At 70.3% G+C, this 18,631-nt stretch carries 15 protein-coding genes; 10 read left to right on the plus strand and 5 right to left on the minus strand.

Translation table 11 applies throughout. The features are described from left to right. Position 1: 1 nt before the first annotated feature. The 4 genes from ABGB10_RS11345 (at position 2) to ABGB10_RS11360 (ending at position 5,153) form a co-directional block, all read left to right on the plus strand. Positions 2–1,249: a glycosyltransferase family 4 protein gene (locus ABGB10_RS11345; protein WP_347661161.1), complete on the plus strand. Its 1,248-nt coding sequence runs from the start codon at positions 2–4 to the stop codon at positions 1,247–1,249. 97 nt (positions 1,250–1,346) lie between these two features. Beyond that, a complete protein-coding gene (locus ABGB10_RS11350) occupies positions 1,347–3,131 on the plus strand; it encodes a DUF4012 domain-containing protein (RefSeq protein ID WP_347660833.1) in 1,785 nt (594 codons plus the stop codon). A gap of 13 nt (positions 3,132–3,144) precedes the next feature. Then, positions 3,145–3,774 (plus strand): hypothetical protein, encoded by a 630-nt coding sequence (locus ABGB10_RS11355; RefSeq protein ID WP_347660834.1) that lies wholly within the window; start codon positions 3,145–3,147, stop codon positions 3,772–3,774. A gap of 818 nt (positions 3,775–4,592) precedes the next feature. Continuing rightward, positions 4,593–5,153, plus strand: coding sequence for a hypothetical protein (locus ABGB10_RS11360; RefSeq protein ID WP_347660835.1), 561 nt, complete (start codon positions 4,593–4,595; stop codon positions 5,151–5,153). Between the two features lie 66 nt (positions 5,154–5,219). Here ABGB10_RS11360 and ABGB10_RS11365 read toward each other — a convergent pair whose 3' ends face one another. Next, positions 5,220–6,653 carry an MFS transporter gene (locus ABGB10_RS11365; RefSeq protein ID WP_347660836.1) on the minus strand — a complete coding sequence of 478 codons (1,434 nt, stop codon included), beginning with the start codon at positions 6,651–6,653 and terminating at the stop codon, positions 5,220–5,222. Between the two features lie 85 nt (positions 6,654–6,738). Continuing rightward, the gene (locus tag ABGB10_RS11370) at positions 6,739–6,975 is read right to left on the minus strand and encodes a hypothetical protein (RefSeq protein ID WP_347660837.1); all 237 of its coding nucleotides are present in this window, start codon (positions 6,973–6,975) and stop codon (positions 6,739–6,741) included. Between the two features lie 136 nt (positions 6,976–7,111). On the opposite strand from ABGB10_RS11370, the gene ABGB10_RS11375 reads away from it, so the two are divergent. Continuing rightward, on the plus strand, positions 7,112–8,269 hold the full coding sequence (locus ABGB10_RS11375; RefSeq protein WP_347660838.1) for a geranylgeranyl reductase family protein: 1,158 nt from the start codon (positions 7,112–7,114) through the stop codon (positions 8,267–8,269). 55 nt (positions 8,270–8,324) lie between these two features. Beyond that, positions 8,325–8,528 (plus strand): hypothetical protein, encoded by a 204-nt coding sequence (locus ABGB10_RS11380; RefSeq protein ID WP_347660839.1) that lies wholly within the window; start codon positions 8,325–8,327, stop codon positions 8,526–8,528. A gap of 109 nt (positions 8,529–8,637) precedes the next feature. Here ABGB10_RS11380 and ABGB10_RS11385 read toward each other — a convergent pair whose 3' ends face one another. The 3 genes from ABGB10_RS11385 to ABGB10_RS11395 form a co-directional block, all read right to left on the minus strand. After that, positions 8,638–10,428, minus strand: coding sequence for a 5'-nucleotidase C-terminal domain-containing protein (locus ABGB10_RS11385; RefSeq protein WP_347660840.1), 1,791 nt, complete (start codon positions 10,426–10,428; stop codon positions 8,638–8,640). Positions 10,429–10,583: 155 nt separating this feature from the next. Continuing rightward, complete coding sequence (locus ABGB10_RS11390; RefSeq protein WP_347660841.1) at positions 10,584–11,243, minus strand: nucleotidyl transferase AbiEii/AbiGii toxin family protein; 660 nt, start codon at positions 11,241–11,243, stop codon at positions 10,584–10,586. Next, positions 11,240–11,581, minus strand: a complete 342-nt coding sequence (locus tag ABGB10_RS11395; RefSeq protein ID WP_347660842.1) for a hypothetical protein — start codon at positions 11,579–11,581, stop codon at positions 11,240–11,242. Before ABGB10_RS11395 ends, ABGB10_RS11390 begins: the two co-directional genes overlap by 4 nt. Positions 11,582–12,258: 677 nt before the next feature. On the opposite strand from ABGB10_RS11395, the gene ABGB10_RS11400 reads away from it, so the two are divergent. From ABGB10_RS11400 to nrfD, 4 genes are all read left to right on the plus strand, one after another. Further along, a complete protein-coding gene (locus ABGB10_RS11400) occupies positions 12,259–12,816 on the plus strand; it encodes a hypothetical protein (RefSeq protein ID WP_347660843.1) in 558 nt (185 codons plus the stop codon). 446 nt (positions 12,817–13,262) lie between these two features. Further along, positions 13,263–16,535: a formate dehydrogenase gene (fdh, locus tag ABGB10_RS11405; protein WP_347660844.1), complete on the plus strand. Its 3,273-nt coding sequence runs from the start codon at positions 13,263–13,265 to the stop codon at positions 16,533–16,535. After that, on the plus strand, positions 16,483–17,499 hold the full coding sequence (locus ABGB10_RS11410; RefSeq protein WP_347660845.1) for a 4Fe-4S dicluster domain-containing protein: 1,017 nt from the start codon (positions 16,483–16,485) through the stop codon (positions 17,497–17,499). The genes fdh and ABGB10_RS11410 overlap by 53 nt, the downstream gene beginning before the upstream one ends. Beyond that, positions 17,496–18,629 (plus strand): NrfD/PsrC family molybdoenzyme membrane anchor subunit, encoded by a 1,134-nt coding sequence (gene nrfD / locus ABGB10_RS11415; protein WP_347660846.1) that lies wholly within the window; start codon positions 17,496–17,498, stop codon positions 18,627–18,629. Before ABGB10_RS11410 ends, nrfD begins: the two co-directional genes overlap by 4 nt. Positions 18,630–18,631 lie beyond the last annotated feature (2 nt).

Consider the following 18,631-nt stretch of genomic DNA (forward strand, 5'->3'; position numbering starts at 1 on the left):
AGTGAGGATCGGCATCCTGTCGTACCACTTTCCGCCTGAACCGGCGTTCATCCCCGGGAGCCTCGCGGAGGAGTTGGCCGCGCGGGGGCACGAGGTTCGGGTGCTCACCGGATTTCCGGACTACCCGGGCGGGCACGTCTATCCCGGTTGGCGGCAGCGTTGGCACCACGAGACGCACAGCGAACGGCTGACCGTTCGACGGGTGCCGCGCTACCCGGGACGGGCCGCGTCCACCAAGGCCCGAATGGCCAGCTACCTCTCCTTCGCCGGCAGCGCGACGTGGGTCGCCCGGCGGTACCTCGGCGACGTGGACGCGCTCTACGTCTTCCAACTGCCGGCGACGACGTTCGCCGCCGCCGGGGTGCTCCGGCTGCTCGGGCAGGTGCCGGCGGTGCTGCACGTGCAGGATGTCTGGACCCGCGACGGCGCCGACGAGACGGCCGAGGACCGCTGGGCGGCGCGGATGGGCAGCGCGATGACCCGGATCTATCGGGCCGCGGCGCGGATCGCGGTGGCCGCGCCGTCGATGCGGGATCTGGTGGTTGCCGCGGGGGCCGACCCGACCCGGGTCCGAGAGGTGCTGAACTGGACCGACGAGCGGATCTTCCACCCGGTGACGCCCGGCGCGGCGGCCCGCCAGTTGGTCCGCCGGGACGGTCGGTGCGTGGTGATGCACGCCGGGACCATCGGCGCGCGGCAGGGACTGGAGACCGCGGTCCGGGCGGCGGCGGCGCTGGACCGGACGATGGACCTGGTCCTCGTCGGTTCCGGCGCGGACGAGCGGCGGGTGCGGGGGCTCGCCGCCGAGCTGGGTGCGGACAACGTCCGCTTCGTGGAGCGACGGTCGCCTGTCGACATGCCCGAGCTGTACGCCGCCGCCGACTACCAACTGGTCATGCTGCGTGACCTTCCGGAGCTGCGCGGCACGGTACCGGGCAAGCTCCAGGCTGCGCTCTCCTGCGCCTCCCCGGTGGTCGCTTCGGCCGGCGGGGACACGGCCGAACTGGTCGAACGGGCCAGGGCCGGGCTCTCCTGCCCGCCGGAGGACTGGGCGGCGCTGGCCGACCGGTTCTGGCTGGCTGCCACCATCCCTCCGCCCACCCGGACCGAGATGGGTCGCCGCGGGCGGTCGGTGTACCTGAGGGAGATGTCGCTGCCCGCCGGGGTGGACCGGATCGAGCGGCTGCTGCACGAGGCGGCGGGGCGGGCCACGGCGCCGGTCGGTGAGGCGCGAGGAAGCCTCGCTTAAGCGGCAATCATTGTGATAACGGTACGAAGTTCCCAGACGCATGCTAAGAACGTCAGGGAATCGACCATCTGTCCGATTCCCCGAATGGGAGTGTGGTGTGACGGAAAGCGAACAGCCGACCCGGCGGCGGAGCCGGTCCCGGCGCCGTCGGCGTGCCCGACTGCGACGAGCCCTCCTCAGCGCCCTCGTGGTCGGCTCGCTGCTGCTGGCGGCCGGCGGTTGGGTCGGCTTTCGCGGCTGGCAGGCGCGCGCTCACCTGCTCAACGCCGCCGGCCTGGCCCGGGAGCTGAGCGCCCAGGTGGTCGGCGGGGACACCGACCGCGCTCAACGGACCCTTGTCGCCCTACAGGAGCAGTCCCGCGCGGCCCGCGCGGCGACCAGCGACCCTAGCTGGCAACTCGGTCGGCACACGCCGATGGTGGGCGACGACCTCGATGCCGTTCAACAGATCGCTACCGCCATCGACGAGTTGGCGCGGCAGGCGTTCCCGACCCTGCTCCGGATGGACCTGACCAGCCTGGTGCCGACCGGCGGTCGACTGGACCTGGCTCGGCTCAGCGGCGTCTCCACCGAACTGACCCGGGTCAACGAGTCGGTGCAGGGTACGCGCCGAGACCTCGCGGCGGTGCCGGCCGACAGCCTGGTCAGCCAGGTCCGGCAGGCGCTTGTCGACCTGCGCGGTGAGATCGACCGCCTGGCCAGCCTCACCACGGCCGCCGACCAGGGTGCCCGCCTGCTGCCGCCACTGCTCGGCGCGAACGGCCCGCGGCGGTACCTGCTGGTCTCGCAGAACCTCGCCGAGTTGCGCGCCACCGGCGGCATGTTCGGCGCGTACGCGATGATCGAGGCGGCGAACGGCGCGGTGAAGATGGGCAAGCAGGGCAGTTCGTCCTCGCTCGGCCTCTTCACCCCGCCACTGAAGGTGCCCGCCGAGACCCGCGCGCTCTGGACCGACCTGCCCGGCACCTACCCGGCCGACGTCAATCTGTCCCCGCACTTCCCGACCGCCGCGACGCTGTACCGCGAGATGTTCCGTCGCAAGACGGGCACCACCGTCGACGGCGTGCTCGCCGTCGACCCGGTGGTGCTGTCCTATCTGCTCAAGGCGACCGGCCCGGTGCTGGTGCCCGGCGGTGTCCCGCTGGCCAGCGAGAAGGTCGTGCAGACGCTACTCAACGACAGTTACCGGCAGCTCGACGTCAAGGAGCAGGACGAGTTCTTCGCGGCGTCGGCGGCTGCCGTCTTCGACGCCTTCTTCAAGAAGAATGTCAACCCTAGGGTGTTGTTGTCCGCATTTGACCGTGCTATCACCGAACGACGGATATTGTTCTGGAGTGCCCGACCTGAGGAACAGCGGACGTTCGGCGACAGCCGGATGGCCGGGACGCTTCCGGAACAGGACACCGTGCCGACGGTCGGCGTGTTCCTCAACGACGGCAGCGGCGCGAAGCTCGGCTACTACCTACGACAGACGGCGAACTTGACGGTCGGCGAATGCCGCCCCGACGGTCGTCGCGAGCTCCGACTGCGCGTGACCCTGCGCTCGACGGCGCCGAAGTCCGGACTCACCAAGTCCGTCCTCGGTCTCGGTATGGCTGGTGATCCGTACACCGTCCGCACGTTGGTGTCGATCTTCAGCCCTGCTGGTGGAGCGGTGCTCGAGGCCCGGATCGACGGGGCCGAGACGGCCGTTGGTAGCGGCACCGAACGTCGCCGTCAGGTGGCGACCGCCAGCGTCGACGTCGCTCCCGGCGCCGAGAAGGCGTTGGAGGTCACCGTGCTGACGGCCAAGACCGGTGTCGGGCAAGCCGAGCTGTGGCTGACCCCCACCGCCAGCCCCTGGACCACCCAAGTTCATTCCGCACCAAGCTGTGACCAGTAGGAGGGAACCAATCATGCGGCTATCCCGCATCATCATGGCGCTCACGGTCGGCCTGGCCGTGGTGGCCGTGCCGACGGCAGCGGGGGCGGCACAGCCGCAGCCGGCGCCCAGCGCGACCACCGACCCGCCCCAACCGCCGCCGTACCCGCCGACCGTGGCATCACTGACCGTCAACCGGCCGACGATCTTCCTCGGCGAGACAGTGATCCTGACCGGCACCAACTTCGGCCCGAACGAGACCGTCGACATCGTGGTGACGGTCACCCCGCTGGCCGCTCCGGCTGGTGGTCAGGCTCCGGCTCGCCGCAGCGACGGCAGCACCGTGGCCATGGCCCCGGTGGCCTACCAGGCGAGCGCGCCGCTGAACTTCACGGCGTTCACCGACGCCCAGGGGCGTTTCACCAAGAGCTACAAGCCGTCGGTCACGGGTCTGCTGACCTTCACCGCGACCGGCCGGGAGTCCGGCCGTACCGCCTCGACCGAGCTGCGGGTGCTGCACAAGAAGCAGCCGCTGCCGGTCACGGGTGACAGCATGGGTACGCCCATGAAGCTCGGCGGTGGCCTGGTCGGTGCCGGCGCGGTCATGTTGCTGCTGACCCTGGCCTGGCGTCGCCGTCAGCGCCTCGGCGGTGCCGCGCACTAACCCGCACCACCGGGCAATGCCCGGATCGCACTGAAGCTGGCGCCCGTCGGAGTGTTCCGACGGGCGCCAGCCTTGTGCTGGGCCGGGTCCGGATGTCCGGGTCTGGTGGGGTCGCGGCCCGATCGGTGTACGGGGGCGCTGGGCTGTCCCGCACGTCTTGATCGACTCGGTTTCCGTGAAGTCGCGGTATCAAACCGTTCCGGACACCCCGACATCAACGAAGTCGAGTGGATCATGCGCCAGGCGCGGGCTGTGTCTACGGGCGTGGGTGACTTTGGTGTCTTCAGGTCAGGTTGACCCGTGCGGTTTGTTCGGTCTGGGCGCTTTGGGGGTGTGGTCGGCGGCACTTGTCGGGCGGAATCATGGCCGGGTCGGGGTCGTTACACACCCTGACGATGGCAGGACCACGGCCTGTCGGCTCGATGGTCCGCCCCGGGAATCACCCCCGGCCCCGGGTCGTTACACCTGGACCCGGCCCGACCCGCACACCCCGCTCCACCGGGTGCCACGGGACGGACAAGCCCGGGAATGGCCCCGCCTCGCGGGTCGTTACACCTGGACCCCGGCCCGGCCGGTACCCCGCTCCACCGGGTGGCACGGGATTGGGCCGACCCGGAATGACCCCGCCCCGCGGGTCGTTACACATGGACCCGGCGCCCCGAGCCCCCGCTCGTAGGCCGCCGACCCCCGGTGCCGCAAGCCCCCCGGTTTGTAGGTCGCCGATCCTCAGACTTTTCCCCTGTTACTGCAGCGCCGGACGAGGTGCTCTCATCCGCGGCATTCAGGCGGGTGTTCTTACCCCCGAAGGAGCTTCCCCCATGAATACGATCATGCGTAAGAGTGTGTTGTCTGTTGCTGGTCTCGCGTTCGCCGGTGGTGTGTTCGCCGGTCCGATCGCCGCCCACGCCAACCCGGTCGACGCCAACCCGGTCGCGGTGGCGGTGCAGTCGGCGGCGTCGAAGCCGCAGGGCGAGCAGTCGCACATCACCCTCAACGACGAGCAGACCGCCAACGTCAAGGCGATCATCGCCGCCACGAAGAAGGCCGGCCTCCCGGAGCGCGCCGCGGTGATCTCGATCGCGACGAGCCTGCAGGAGTCCAAGCTGGAGAACCTCGGCCACCTCGGCGATATGAACGACCACGACTCGCTGGGCCTGTTCCAGCAGCGCCCGAGCTCGGGTTGGGGCACGCCGGAGCAGATCACCGACCCCGAGTACTCCACGACCGCGTTCCTCAAGGGCCTCAAGCAGGTCGACGGGTGGCAGGACATGCCCCTGACCGAGGCCGCGCAGACCGTGCAGGTCTCCGCCTACCCGGACGCCTACGCGCAGTGGGAGCAGCAGGCCACCGACCTGGTCGGCCAGTACTGGAACAGCTGACCCACCGAACGACCCGACCGCTGGCCGGCACCCCACCACGGGGTGCCGGCCAGCGGCGTACCCCGGTCAGTTGTCGTGGTGGTTGTGGCTGCGGACGATGTCGATCAGCGCGCAGATCAGCGCGAGCCCGATGATGCCGGCTGCCAGCAGCAGGGACCGTTCGAAGGCCCCGGTCCAGTCACCATGGCTGTCGGCGAGGGACGAGAAGAACATCGAGCCGACGGCGGCGATGCCGGCTGCGGCGCCGATCCGTTGACCGGTCTGGAGCATGCCCGCGCCGCTACCCGCCTGCGCTACCGGCACTTCGGAGAGGGTGATCGTCTGGTTGGGGGCGATCACCAGGCCGCTGCCGAGGCCCGCGACGAGCAGTGGGCCGGCGGCGACCCAGGGAGCCGGGGCGTCGGGCGCGAGGTGCAGCGCGACCACCGTCGCGACCAGCCCGATCACCACGGTGAGCAGCCCGATCGCGACCAGCGGTCGGCCGACGCGGTTGACGATGCGGCCACCGAGTACGGCGGCGGCCGCCGAGCCCAGGGCGAACGGGGTGATGGCCAGGCCGGCGACGAGTGCGCTGTAGCCGAGCCCCATCTGCAGGAACAGGGTGAAGATGAAGAAGATCGCGGTGAAGCCGCCAAAGTAGACCAGCGCCAGCAGTGAGCCCAGTGTGTACGACTGGAGGTTGAACAGTCGAAGGTCGAACAGGGGTTGGTGGTGGTGTGCGTACCGCCGCTCCCACAGTCCGAAGACGACCAGCACCGCCAGGCCGAGCGGGATGAGCGCCCACTTCCAGGGGGTCTGCCACTGCTGTTCCTGCACGAGCGGGAGCAGGACCAGGACCACGCCCACACCGAGCAGCAGGACACCGACGGGGTCGAGTTGACGCCAGCCGGGCTGACCGGCGGGGCGGCCGGGCAGCAGACGCCAGCCGAGGATCACCGCGACGATGCCGACCGGCACGTTGACGAAGAAGACCCAGCGCCACCCGTGTTCCTCACCGCCGATGGCGATGAGCAGCCCGCCGAGCAACGGTCCGACCGCGGTGGAGATGCCGATGGTCGCGCCGAGCAGCCCGAAGGGCCGCGCCCGTTCCGAGCCGCGGAACAGTTGCTGGATGAGCCCGATGACCTGCGGGTTGACGATGCCGGCGGCGGCCCCCTGAAGGAGTCGGGTGACGACCAGCCAGGTCGGGGAGCTGGCGAGGCCGGCGAGTGCGCTGGTCACGGTGAACAGGGCGATACCCAGGACGAACGCGTTGCGCCGGCCTCGGGCGTCGCCGAAGCGGCCGGCGGGGACCAGCGCCAGGCCGAACGTGAGCGCGTACCCGGAGAGGACCCACTGCAGGTCGCTCGGCGAGGCGTGCAGAGCCCGATCGATGGATGGCACCGCGACGTTGACGATGCTCACGTCGAGCAGCGTCATGAACGCGGCGACCAACCCGACGCCGACGGCCTGCCAGCGTCGCCGGTTCTCGGCCGCCGTCACCGGCTGCGCCGCATTCATCGAGCCCCCCGTTGACCGTCGAGCACGCATTCCTGACCGCTACCCGGGTCAGCGGGGGGCGAATCGTCACGTGAGGTCCTGCGGGTCACGCCATCTGGCGGGCGCAGAACCGGGGGCCGAAGTCGAGGCCCGCCATCGGCGAGTCCTCGCGGTGCAGCAGGCCTTTCTCGGTGAGCAGGTGCAGGGGACTGCCGACCTGCTCCTCGGTCAATCCGGACTCCTCGGCGATCAGGTCCGTATACGGCACCTGCCCGCGTGCCTCCAGGGTGGTGACCGCCTGGTACACCCGTTGCTCGGCCTCCGACAGTTGCACCTGCTGCATGTTTCCTCCTCCATTCGTCCGCCATCGCGTGGCGGCTGCCGTGCGCCGGTTACCCCCTCGCTGACCGAAGATGCACACCCGATCGGGCGGTCGCCGCGACGGGCGGGTCCGGCGGCCGGTGCCCTAGGCTGCCTTCGTGATCGTTTGGGACCTCGTCGTCGTCGGCGCCGGCCCCGCCGGGCTCTCCGCGGCACACGCCGCTGCCCGCGCCGGTGTCTCCACCCTTGTTGTCGAGCGGGCCGCGCACCCGCGGTACAAGACCTGCGGCGGTGGCCTGATCGGCACCTCCCTCGCGGCCGTCGCGGATCGGATCGAGGTGCCCGCGCACGACAGGGTGGACCGTGTCACGTTCACCCGCGACGGCCGCCGGGAGTTCACCCGCCGCAACGACAGTCCGGTCGTGACGATGGTGCGTCGCGAGGAGTTCGACGACCGGCTGCGCGAGGCTGCGGTCGCCGCCGGCGCGCAGATGCGTGAGCGGGTCGCGGTCCGCGCGATCGAGCAGGACCCCGAGGGGGTACGCCTGCGGCTCGCCGACGGTACGACGATCGCGGCCCGCACGGTGATCGGCGCCGATGGTTCGTCGGGGGTGACCGCACGGCACGTCGGGGTCCGGTACCGGCAGGTGGACCTGGGTCTGGAGTTGGAGATTCCGGTGCCCCCGGCTGAGCAGGAGCGGTGGCGGGGGCGGTTGCTGCTGGACTGGGGCGACATGCCGGGCTCGTACGCCTGGGTCTTCCCGAAGGGTGACCGGTTGACGGTCGGTGTGATCGCCGGTCGGGGAGCGGGGGAGGGGACCCGCGACTACCTGCGGCGGTTCGTGGACCGGCTGAGGTTGACCGGGTTGCCGGCGGAGCACGATTCCGGTCACCTGACCCGTTGCCGTGCGGAGGATTCGCCGTTGCGCGACGGCCGGGTTCTGGTCGTGGGGGACGCGGCGGGGTTGTTGGAACCGTGGAGCCGGGAGGGCATCAGCTTCGCGCTGCGCTCCGGTGAACTGGCCGGTGCGGCCGTCGCCGGCGGTGATCTGGCCGGGTACGAACGGGCGGTGGCCGCGCGGCTGGTGCCGGAGATGCGGGCGGGGTTCCGACTGCTGGACGTGTTCACCCGCCGCCCGGACGTGTTCCACGCCCTGTTGGCGACTCCGCCGGGCTGGCGGATGTTCGTGCAGTTCTGCCAGGGGCGGGCGAGCTTCGACGAGATGCTGCGGCGTCGACCCATCCGGGCGGCCCTCGGGGTGCTGGATCGGCTACCAGGCCCGCACCGGGCCCCTTCTATTCACCCAGGATCCTAGGATGCCCTACGCGGTGTGACCAGGCACTGGTGGCCGGTGGCCCAGGCGCTGGACAATGGCGAGGGAGTGGGAGGTGCCGATGGCCGAGCAGCCGTTCACCGATGACGAGTACGCGTTCCTGCGCCACGCACGGTTCGGGGAGTTGCCGCTCGCCGTTCGTCCCGACGAGCGGATCGAGCTGACCGAGTCCGAGTCACGAAGCGATCGGCCCGAGGTGTTGGACGACCCGGTCCACTGGAACCTGCGCCACGCCGGCTGACAAATGCGCAACGGGCCGCGGGTGTCGCCACCCACGGCCCGTCCGCGATGCGCGCGCTGGAGCGGCTCCGGGACACGGAGAGCGACCTGGGGCCCGCGACGCGCTGTGGTCAGAAGACCGGCACGCCCTCGCGTACCAGTCGCCAGTTCGGCTGGAAGAAGTCGGCCGGGTCGATCGTCCCCCTGGCCTGCGCCCAGTCGATGAGCAGCTGACGGATCTCCTGCTGCGCGTTGTAGACCTGCGTCTTCACGATGCCGGGGAAGTTGCCGCCGCCGCTGCGCCGGTAGTTGTTCACCGCCACCACGAACTGCGCGCCGTCGGCCACCGGCGTGTCGGTGCCGGTCAGCACCAGCCGGGTGATGCGCTGCCCGACCGGCTTGGAGATGTCGATGTCGTAGTCGACGCCGGAGAAGACGTCGTAGTTGTAGTCCGGCACCGCCGGGTCGCTGAGCTGCTCCGGGTCGACCGGGGTGCCCGGCGCGAGGGTCCGGAAGTACTTCGCCGAGTACTCCAGGTACGCGCGCACCTCGGCGCCGCTGAGCACGACCGCTTCGAGGGTGTTGTCGTACACGTACAGGCCGGCCACGTCGCGGATCTTGACGTCACCGGCGGGGAACACCGCGGTACGGCTGAACGGCGCCGCGATCGACAGCACCGGCAGGTCCGCGTACGTCGTGCCGGCCAGCGCCGCGCCGACCACCTCGGTCTGCACGTGGTTGATGAAGTCCAGGATCGGCGTGTCCTTGTACCGCGACTCGGCCGCCGACAACTCCACGGTGGACCGGGCGACCACCTGGTTGACGTACGCCACGGTCTTCTGGTGCTGGGCCCGCACGGCCGCGAGTACCTTCGGGTCCTCGACCACCGTGTTGGTGTTCAACATGGTGGCGGCCTTCTTGGTGATCGCCCACCGGCCACGCTCGCGGGTGAGGGTGAAGTCCATCCGGGTGAGCCGCTGGCCCCACTTGGACGGCTCCGACAGCAGCACCTGGGCGCCGGTCCGCTCGTTGGTGACGAACCGCTCGACCACCTCGTTGTGCGCGTGACCGAAGAGGATCGCGTCGATCCCCGGCACCTGCTGGGCGATCAACGCCACCGGGTTCTCGTTCGGCAGCTCCGGGCCGTAGCTGGAGGTGCCGCTGTCACCGCCGTGGGCGGAGATCAGGACGAGGTCCGCGCCGCGGGCCCGCATGACCGGCACCCACTTCGCGGCGGTCGCGATCATGTCGTCGAAGCGCAGCTTGCCCTCGACGTTGCCCTTGTCCCAGATGGCCACACCGGGGTTGGTCAACCCCAGGATGCCGACCCGCAGGGTCGGCGCGGCGAAGCCGAGGGAGACCTTCTTGATGACGTACGGCAGGAAGGCCGGCTTGCCGGTCTTCGCGTTGACGGCGTTCGCGGCGAGCGCCGGGAAGCCGAGTTGGCGGATCCACAGGTCCAGCAGCGGCAGCCCGTAGTTGAACTCGTGGTTGCCCAGCGTCACCGCGTCGTAGTCGATGACGTTCATCGCCCGGGCCATCGGGTGCTTCTCCCCGGTGGCGGTGATCGGTTCCTGCTTGGCGTAGTACGTCGCGAGGGGCGTGCCCTGGATGGTGTCGCCGGCGTCGAGCACCAGCGTCGCCTTGCCGCGCCGCTCCCGACGGATCTGGTTGATCAGGGTCGCCAGTTTCGCGACACCGATGTCGTTCTGCTTGCTGTCGTCGTACTCGGCGTCGCGGTAGTAGTCCCAGTTGTAGACGTTGCCGTGGGTGTCCGACGTGCCCAGGAGGGTGAGGTCCCAGGTGCGTGACCGGGCCGGGCCGGCCGCCTGCGCGGGCGCGGCGGCGATCAGCGGGGCGGTCGCCGCCGCCGCGGCGGCGACGAGCACCTGACGACGCGACGGGCCGGAGGGAGAGGTCATGACGTGCCTTTCCATGGGGGTCGACGCGCTTCGTGGGCGCCTCGCGCACCATAACCACCAGCTGTCACTCCCGCCACGTCAGCCCCGACGGTTGCTGCGGTTTCCACAGGTCGACGCGAGGGAGGGCGGCGTTCAGCGTTGCGGGGCGTCGGCGTTCAGCGCGGCCAGGCGGCGAAGCGCTGCCGGACCTGGTCGACGTCGGCGGCGCTCAGACCGTAACGACCGAAGCGCAGGTCGGACAGCCGGTCCAGGTAACGGCCGGCGGCGCGCACGTCGTCGGGATCCAGCGCGGGATCGACCTGCCGTGCCAGCACCAACAGCTCGGTCACGTCGTAGTGCTCCAGCGCCGCCGCCACGTCGATGAAGTCGCGGACCTCCCGCCGGTTGACCAGGGCCGCGATCTTGTTGGCCACCAGGTCGCGTACGTCCATCACCGGGCCGAGGTCCATCACCACCGGGCTCTGCTGGCGGTCCAACCGGGCGAGGCTGAGCCGGATCTGCCGGCCGTCGCGGCTCACCACGAAGTCCTTCATGTCCTGGTCGTACCCGTCGAACAGCTCGGCGAGATCACCGTCGGGGTCGGCGTCGCTGACGAGGAACCCGGCCCGTTCCAGGGCCACCTGTACACCGGTGGACGCTGCCGCTGCGGCACCCTCCACGTCCGCGAAGAGGTCGACGTCCTCCGTCGGACGGGCGACCAACCCGTGCGCCGCCCAGGCCACCCCGCCCCCCAACACGAACCGGTACGGCCCGGCGGCGGTGAGCGCCACCCGGGCGACCTCCCGGTAGAAGTCGTGCAGATGAGGCTCGGTCACGCCGCGCGCAGGCCGCGGTGGCGGCTCTCCCATGCCTGGCGTACGCCCCGGGGCAGGTTGAGCAGTCGCCACACCCGGCGAAGTTTGCGCCCGTTGATGAGGACACGCAGGTCTTCGGCGCGGGTGGTCTCGCGGAGCACGTTCTCGTACATCCAGAGCAGTTGGTCGGGGTCTCCGAGGTCGAAGGTGCGTTCGGTGTTCCACATCAACCGCACCGGCAACTCGACCACCCCGCGAGTGGGGCCGGCCAGCTCGGCGAGCGTTCTCGCCACCACGGCAGGACGACCCGGCCGGGCCAGGAAGGCCACGCCGGTCGCGGTGGGGGAGACGGCCTGCATGGTGTCAGGGTAACGCCCACCAGAGCCGGTGTCGCTCAGGTCGAGCCCAGAGCGCTGCACCAGGCGCGCCGGCATGGCTCTGCCCGCCGCAATTTGTGTCCGGTTTGCGCGGTTCAGTGCGGCCGGCTCATTTGTGATCGACTCGGGTTTCATGAAGTCGGGGTGTCCCGCCGTCCCGGATGCCCCGACTTCCGTGAAGGCGAGTGGATCAACCCTGGCCGCGGTGGTTTGAGGTTGCGCGAGCCGGGCCGTCTGGGTGGTTCGTCGCTTGGTGGGGGTTTGTGGGCGGTGACGGGGTGCACCCGTGGGCCGGAATCATGGCCGGGTCGGGGTCGTTACACATCCTGACGATCGCAGCACCACCGACTCGCGGCCCCGACCCGAGGGCTGGTCGCGCAGGTTGGAATGCCAGCCCGCACCTGGTCGTTACATCACCCACGAACGACCGCAGGCACCGCCTCGATGAGGGTGCCGATGGATGGGCCGCCCCCGGAATGACCCCGGCCCCCCGGTCGTTACAGATGGACCCGGCGCCACGAGCCCGGCTCGCAGGTCGCCGACCCCGACGCCCGACAGGGCGTCACCCCCTCAGACTTTCCCCCTTTTGTAGCGCCGGACGAGGTGCTCTCATCCGCGGCACTCAGGCGGGTGTTCTTACCCCCGAAGGAGCTTCCCCCATGAACACGATCATGCGTAAGAGTGTGTTGTCTGTTGCTGGTCTCGCGTTCGCCGGTGGTGTGTTCGCCGGCCCGATCGCCGCCCACGCCAACCCGGTCGACGCCAAGCCTGTTGCGGTGGCCGTGCAGTCGGCGGCGAAGCCGCAGGGCGAGCAGTCGCACATCACCTTGAACGACGAGCAGACGGCGAATGTGAAGGCGATCATCGCCGCGACGAAGAAGGCCGGTCTGCCGGAGCGGGCCGCGGTGATCTCGATCGCGACGAGTCTGCAGGAGTCGAAGCTGGAGAACCTGGGCCACCTCGGCGATGCCAACGATCATGACTCGCTGGGTTTGTTCCAGCAGCGCCCGAGCTCGGGTTGGGGCACGCCGGAGCAGATCACCGACCCGGAGTACTCCACGACCGCGTTCCTCAAGGGCCTTCGCCAGGTTGACGGGTGGCAGGACATGCCGTTGACCGAGGCCGCGCAGACCGTGCAGGTCTCCGCCTACCCGGACGCGTACGCCCAGTGGGAGCAGCAGGCTGCCGACCTGGTCGGCCAGCACTGGAACAGCTGACCCACCGAACGACCGACCGCTGGCCGGCACCCCACACGGGGTGCCGGCCAGCGGCATGTCCACACCCAGATCTTGGACAGTTTCCGTTCTCGCGTAACGGAAACTGTCCAAGATCTCGCGATTCGAGGTTCTGTGGCGCAGCGGTGCGCGGCGAGGCTGGTCCGGGAACAAGGTCGGGGTCGGGCTGGTTGTGGAGGGTGTCGGTGTGACTCAGTGTCCCCGGGCCTCACCTATATTGCCCTCGCGGAATACCGTTCGGCTGGAGCCGCGTCGTGCCACTCGCCGAGAGGCGACCTGCACACCGACACCAGCGCCGCCCCCGGCCCACCGGCCGGGGGCGGCGCTGTCTCGACGCACCCCCGGCACACCCCAGGGCCCGACTCGCGAACATGTCTCAACTGGCCTATGTTCATGTGGTCGCTCGCGTGGGAGGGGGTGTCGGGGGGATGGGGCTGCGGACCTTCATCGAGGGTTGGCCGGTCTACCGGCAGCTCACCGGCACCGATCCGCTGGGTCGGGGCGCCGCGGCGCAGTCCGACCGTTCGGCAGGGTTGACCGCCCGCACCGAGGACGCCGACAGTGTGGCCCGTTCGGTCTGTCCGTACTGCGCGGTGGGTTGCGGGCAGCGGGTGTTCGTCAAGGACGGGCAGGTCAGTCAGATCGAAGGTGATCCGGACAGTCCGATCTCGCGGGGTCGGCTCTGCCCGAAGGGCTCGGCCAGCAAGAGTCTGGTGACGAGTCCGTTGCGGCAGACGAAGGTCCGCTACCGCCGGCCGTACTCGACGCAGTGGGAGGATCTGGAGCTCGACACCGCGCTCGACATGATTGCCGACCGGATGCTCGCGGCGCGTGAGCAGACCTGGGAGGACGTCGACACGCAGGGCCGGCCGCTCAACCGGACGCTGGGTTTCTCCAGTCTGGGTGGGGCGACGCTGGACAACGAGGAGAACTACCTCATCAAGAAGTTGTTCACCGCGATGGGGGCGCTCCAGATCGAGAACCAGGCGCGTATTTGACACTCCGCCACCGTCCCCGGTCTGGGGGCCAGCTTCGGTCGTGGCGGTGCGACGGATTTCCAGCAGGACATCGCCAACGCTGACGTCATCGTCATCCAGGGTTCGAACATGGCCGAGGCGCACCCGGTGGGTTTCCAGTGGGTGATGGAGGCCAAGCGGCGGGGCGCGAAGGTGTTCCACGTCGACCCACGCTTCACTCGGACCAGTGCGGTCGCGGACACGTACCTGCCGATCCGGGCGGGCACCGACATCGCGCTGCTCGGTGGGGTGGTGCGGTACATCCTGGACAACGAGTTGGACTTCCGGGAGTACGTGCTCTCGTACACGAACGCCGCCACGATCGTCAGTGAGCAGTTCAGCGACACCGAGGACGGCGACGGCTTCTTCTCCGGCTTCGACCCGGCGACCGGCACGTACGTGCAGGACAGCTGGCAGTACGAGGGGCACGAGGATTCGTCCGGCAGTGGGCACACCGCCCAGGAGCGGGACAGCGCCTCCGGCCTGACGCACGAGTCGCACGGCGCGCAGGTGGGCGGGCAGACCCGGCGGGACGAGACGTTGCAGCACCCGCGCTGCGTCTACCAGATCCTGAAGCGGCACTTCGCCCGCTACACACCGGAGATGGTGGAGCGGGTCTGCGGCATCCCGCAGGAGCAGTTCCTCGAACTGGCCCAGGCGTGGACGGCGAACTCCGGCCGGGAGCGCACCGGGATGCTGATCTATTCGGTGGGTTGGACCCAGCACAGTGTGGGTGTGCAGTACATCCGCACGGGCGCGATCATCCAGCTGTTGCTGGGCAACGTGGGCCGCCCCGGCGGTGGGGTGATGGCGTTGCGGGGGCACGCGAGCATCCAGGGATCGACTGACATCCCGACCCTGTTCAACCTGTTGCCGGGTTACCTGCCGATGCCGCACCACGCCGACCACCCGACCTTCGACGAGTGGGTGGACAGCATCCGGCACCCGGGGCAGAAGGGGTTCTGGGGCAACGCGCGGTCGTTCGCCGCCAGCCTGCTCAAGGCGTACTGGGGTGACGCGGCGACGCCGGAGAACGACTTCTGCTACGGCTACCTACCCCGGCTGACCGGGGACCACGGCACGTACCAGCAGGTGCTCAACATGATCGACGGGAAGATCAAGGGGTACTTCCTGCTCGGGCAGAACCCGGCGGTCGGCTCGGCCCATGGTCGCGCCCAGCGGCTCGGGATGGCCAACCTGGACTGGTTGGTCGTCCGGGACCTGTTCATGATCGAGAGTGCCACGTTCTGGCAGAACGGCCCCGAGGTGACCACCGGCGAGATCGTGCCGGAGGAGTGCCGCACGGAGGTGTTCTTCCTGCCGGCCGCCTCGCACGTGGAGAAGGAGGGGACCTTCACCCAGACGCAGCGGTTGTTGCAGTGGCGGGAGAAGGCCGTCGAACCGCCGGGCGACGCGCGCTCCGAGCTGTGGTTCTTCTACCACCTCGGCCGCAGGCTGCGGGAGAAGCTGGCCGGCTCGCCGCTGCCGCGTGACCGGGCGCTGCTCGACCTCACCTGGGACTACCCCACTCACGGTCCGCACGCGGAGCCGAGCGCCGAGGCGGTGCTGCGCGAGATCAACGGGTACGACGTGACGACCGGCCGTCCACTGTCCACCTTCGCGGAGGCGCGCGCGGACGGCTCCACCGCGATCGGTTGCTGGATCTACAGCGGGGTGTACGCGGACGGCGTCAACCAGGCGGCCCGGCGCAAGTCCCGACACGAGCAGGACTGGGTGGCCGCCGAGTGGGGTTGGGCGTGGCCGGCGAACCGCCGCATCCTGTACAACCGCGCGTCGGCGGACCCGGACGGCAACCCGTGGAGTGAGCGCAAACGCTACGTGTGGTGGGACGCGGAGAAGGGCGAGTGGACCGGTTACGACGTGCCGGACTTCGAGAAGACCAAGCCGCCGTCGTACCGGCCGCCACCCGGTGCGTCCGGGCCGGAGGGCATCGCCGGTGACGACCCGTTCGTCATGCAGGGTGACGGAAAGGGCTGGCTGTACGCGCCGAGCGGTGTCCTGGACGGCCCGCTGCCCACGCACTACGAGCCGGTGGAGTCGCCGGTGCGTAACCCGCTCTACGGACAGCAGGCCAACCCGACCCGCAAGATGTACGCGCATCCGGTGAACTCGGTGAACCCGAGCCCGCCGCAGGAGCACGATCAGGTGTTCCCGTACGTGTTCACGGTCAGCCGGCTCACCGAGCACCACACGGCCGGCGGGATGAGTCGGACGGTGTCGCCGCTGGCGGAGTTGCAGCCGGAGATGTTCGTCGAGGTGTCGCCGGCCCTGGCCACCGAGGCGGGCCTGACGCACCTGGGTTGGGCGCACCTGGTCAGCGGTCGTGCGGTGATCGAGGCGAAGGTGTTGGTGACCGATCGGCTCACCCCGTTGCGGGTGGACGACCGGGTCATCCACCAGGTGTGGTTGCCGTACCACTTCGGTTTCGAGGGTCTGGTGACCGGCGACTCGGCCAACGACCTGTTCGGCATCAGCCTGGATCCGAACGTCCTGATCCAGGAGAGCAAGGTCGGCACCTGCGACGTGCGGCCCGGCCGTCGTCCGACCGGCCCGGCGTTGCTGGACCTGGTCGCCGACTACCAGCGGCGTGCCGGGATCACCCCGGGCCATAATGCTCCGGCGGTCACCATCGACAGCGAGGGGGAGCAGCGCGGTGCTTCCTGACCCGAACAGCCTGTACGGCCCGCTGGACCCGGCGCCGGACGCCGGTTGGTCGTCGGCGCCGCCGCGGATGGGGTTCTTCACCGACACGAGTGTCTGCATCGGGTGCAAGGCGTGCGAGGTGGCCTGCAAGGAGTGGAACGGTGTGCCGGAGAGCGGCCTCGATCTGCTCGGCATGTCGTACGACAACACCGGTGCGTTGACCGCGAACTCGTGGCGACACGTCGCCTTCATCGAGCAGCCCCGCCCGGCTGGGCAGCACCCGCCGTCGGCGGACGTGCTCGGCGAGCCGATGGACGCCGGCCCGCAGCGGTCGGTCGACACGGGCGCGGGACCGCAGTTCCTGGGGATGCCGGGTGCGCAGCCGCCGGGTCGGGGCACCGGCGTCGAGGAGCGGACCGATTTCCGGTGGTTGATGATGTCGGACGTGTGCAAGCACTGCACCCACGCGGCCTGCCTGGATGTGTGTCCGACCGGTTCGTTGTTCCGGACGGAGTTCGGGACGGTGGTGGTGCAGGAGGACATCTGCAACGGGTGCGGTTACTGCATCTCGGCGTGTCCGTACGGCGTCATCGATCAACGTAAGGATGATGGTCGGGCGTGGAAGTGCACGCTGTGTTACGACCGGTTGGGTGCGGGGATGACGCCGGCGTGTGCGCAGGCGTGTCCGACCGAGTCGATCCAGTACGGGCCGCTCGACGAGCTGCGCGAACGCGCCGCCGCCCGGGTCGAGACACTGCACGAGCGGGGGGTCCCCGAGGCGCGGTTGTACGGGCACGACCCGAACGACGGTGTCGGTGGTGATGGTGCGTTCTTCCTGCTGCTGGACGAGCCGGAGGTGTACGGGCTGCCACCGGACCCGATCGTGACCACCCGCGATCTGCCGGCCATGTGGAAACGTGCAGGTCTCGCGGCCCTCGCCATGGCGGCGGCCACCGTCGCCGCGTTCGTCGGAGGTTCCTCGTGAGTCCGCAGCGCCCCGAGGTGGGCGACCTGTTCCGCCGTTTCCGTGACCGGCTGGCCGACGACCGCCCCCCACACCACGACCGCCGCCAGCAGGTCACCTCGCCGCCGCCGCAGCGGAGCACCGCACACACCGGTCGACGGGCGGGCCGCCGACGCGGCGGTCGCGGCGGCGAGGAGTTGCGGGTCCCGGAGGCCGAGTTCACGTCGTACTACGGTCGGCCGATCCTCAAGGGGCCAGTCTGGAAGTGGGACATCGCCGCGTACCTGTTCACCGGCGGGTTGGCGGCCGGCTCGTCGCTGCTCGCGGCCGGTGGTCAGCTCACCGGGCGGCCGGCGCTGCGGCGCGCCGGTCGGGTCACCGCGCTGGCCGCCGTCAGCGCCAGCGCCGTCTTCCTGGTCAAGGATCTCGGGCGGCCGGCCCGGTTCCACCACATGCTGCGCGTGGCCAAGCCGACCTCGCCGATGTCGATGGGCACCTGGATCCTCACCGCGTACGGACCGGCCGCCGGCGTCGCCGCGATCGCCGAGGCCGCCGGTGTGCTGCCGCGCCACGGTCTGCTCGGGCTGGCCGGTCGGGCGTTGCCGTCGGTAGGGCACACCGCTGGGCTGCTCGCCGCCGGCGCCGCGCCCGCGCTGGCCACGTACACCGGGGTGCTGCTGGCCGACACGGCGGTGCCGTCGTGGCATGAGGCGTACCCCGAGTTGCCGGTCATCTTCGCGGGCAGCGCGCTGGCCAGCGGCGCCGCCGTGGGTCTGCTCGCCGCGCCGCCGGCCCAGGCCGGGCCGGCCCGGCGGATGGCGGTGGCCGGCGCGGCCCTGGAGCTGTACGGCGCGCACCGGGTGGAGACCCGCCTCGGTCTGCTCAGCGAGCCCTACCGGCTGGGCCGGCCCGGTCTGCTGTTGCGCGCCGGCCGGCTGCTGACCGCCGCCGGGGTCGCCGGGGCGCTGCTCGGCCGCCGCAGCCGGACGGTGGGCGCGCTCTCCGGCGTGGCGTTGCTGGCCGCTTCGGTGGCGACCCGGTTCGGCATCTTCTACGGCGGCGTCGCCTCGGCCCGTGACCCCCGGTACACGGTGGTGCCGCAGCGCGAGCGGGTGGAAGCCCGGCGGACCACTGGCGGAACTTCCACCTGACC

It is taken from the genome of Micromonospora sp. B9E7 (genome assembly GCF_039871815.1).
Classification (GTDB): domain Bacteria; phylum Actinomycetota; class Actinomycetes; order Mycobacteriales; family Micromonosporaceae; genus Micromonospora.

Bases quoted from the DNA above. Each gene is read 5' to 3' on its own strand.
- ABGB10_RS11365 (WP_347660836.1), bottom strand. From the start codon at position 6,653: ATGAATGCGGCGCAGCCGGTGACGGCGGCCGAGAACCGGCGACGCTGG.
- ABGB10_RS11370 (WP_347660837.1), bottom strand. From the start codon at position 6,975: ATGCAGCAGGTGCAACTGTCGGAGGCCGAGCAACGGGTGTACCAGGCG.
- ABGB10_RS11380 (WP_347660839.1), top strand. From the start codon at position 8,325: ATGGCGAGGGAGTGGGAGGTGCCGATGGCCGAGCAGCCGTTCACCGAT.
- ABGB10_RS11410 (WP_347660845.1), top strand. From the start codon at position 16,483: ATGCTCCGGCGGTCACCATCGACAGCGAGGGGGAGCAGCGCGGTGCTT.
- ABGB10_RS11355 (WP_347660834.1), top strand. From the start codon at position 3,145: ATGCGGCTATCCCGCATCATCATGGCGCTCACGGTCGGCCTGGCCGTG.
- ABGB10_RS11395 (WP_347660842.1), bottom strand. From the start codon at position 11,581: ATGCAGGCCGTCTCCCCCACCGCGACCGGCGTGGCCTTCCTGGCCCGG.
- ABGB10_RS11360 (WP_347660835.1), top strand. From the start codon at position 4,593: ATGAATACGATCATGCGTAAGAGTGTGTTGTCTGTTGCTGGTCTCGCG.
- ABGB10_RS11400 (WP_347660843.1), top strand. From the start codon at position 12,259: ATGAACACGATCATGCGTAAGAGTGTGTTGTCTGTTGCTGGTCTCGCG.
- ABGB10_RS11385 (WP_347660840.1), bottom strand. From the start codon at position 10,428: ATGACCTCTCCCTCCGGCCCGTCGCGTCGTCAGGTGCTCGTCGCCGCC.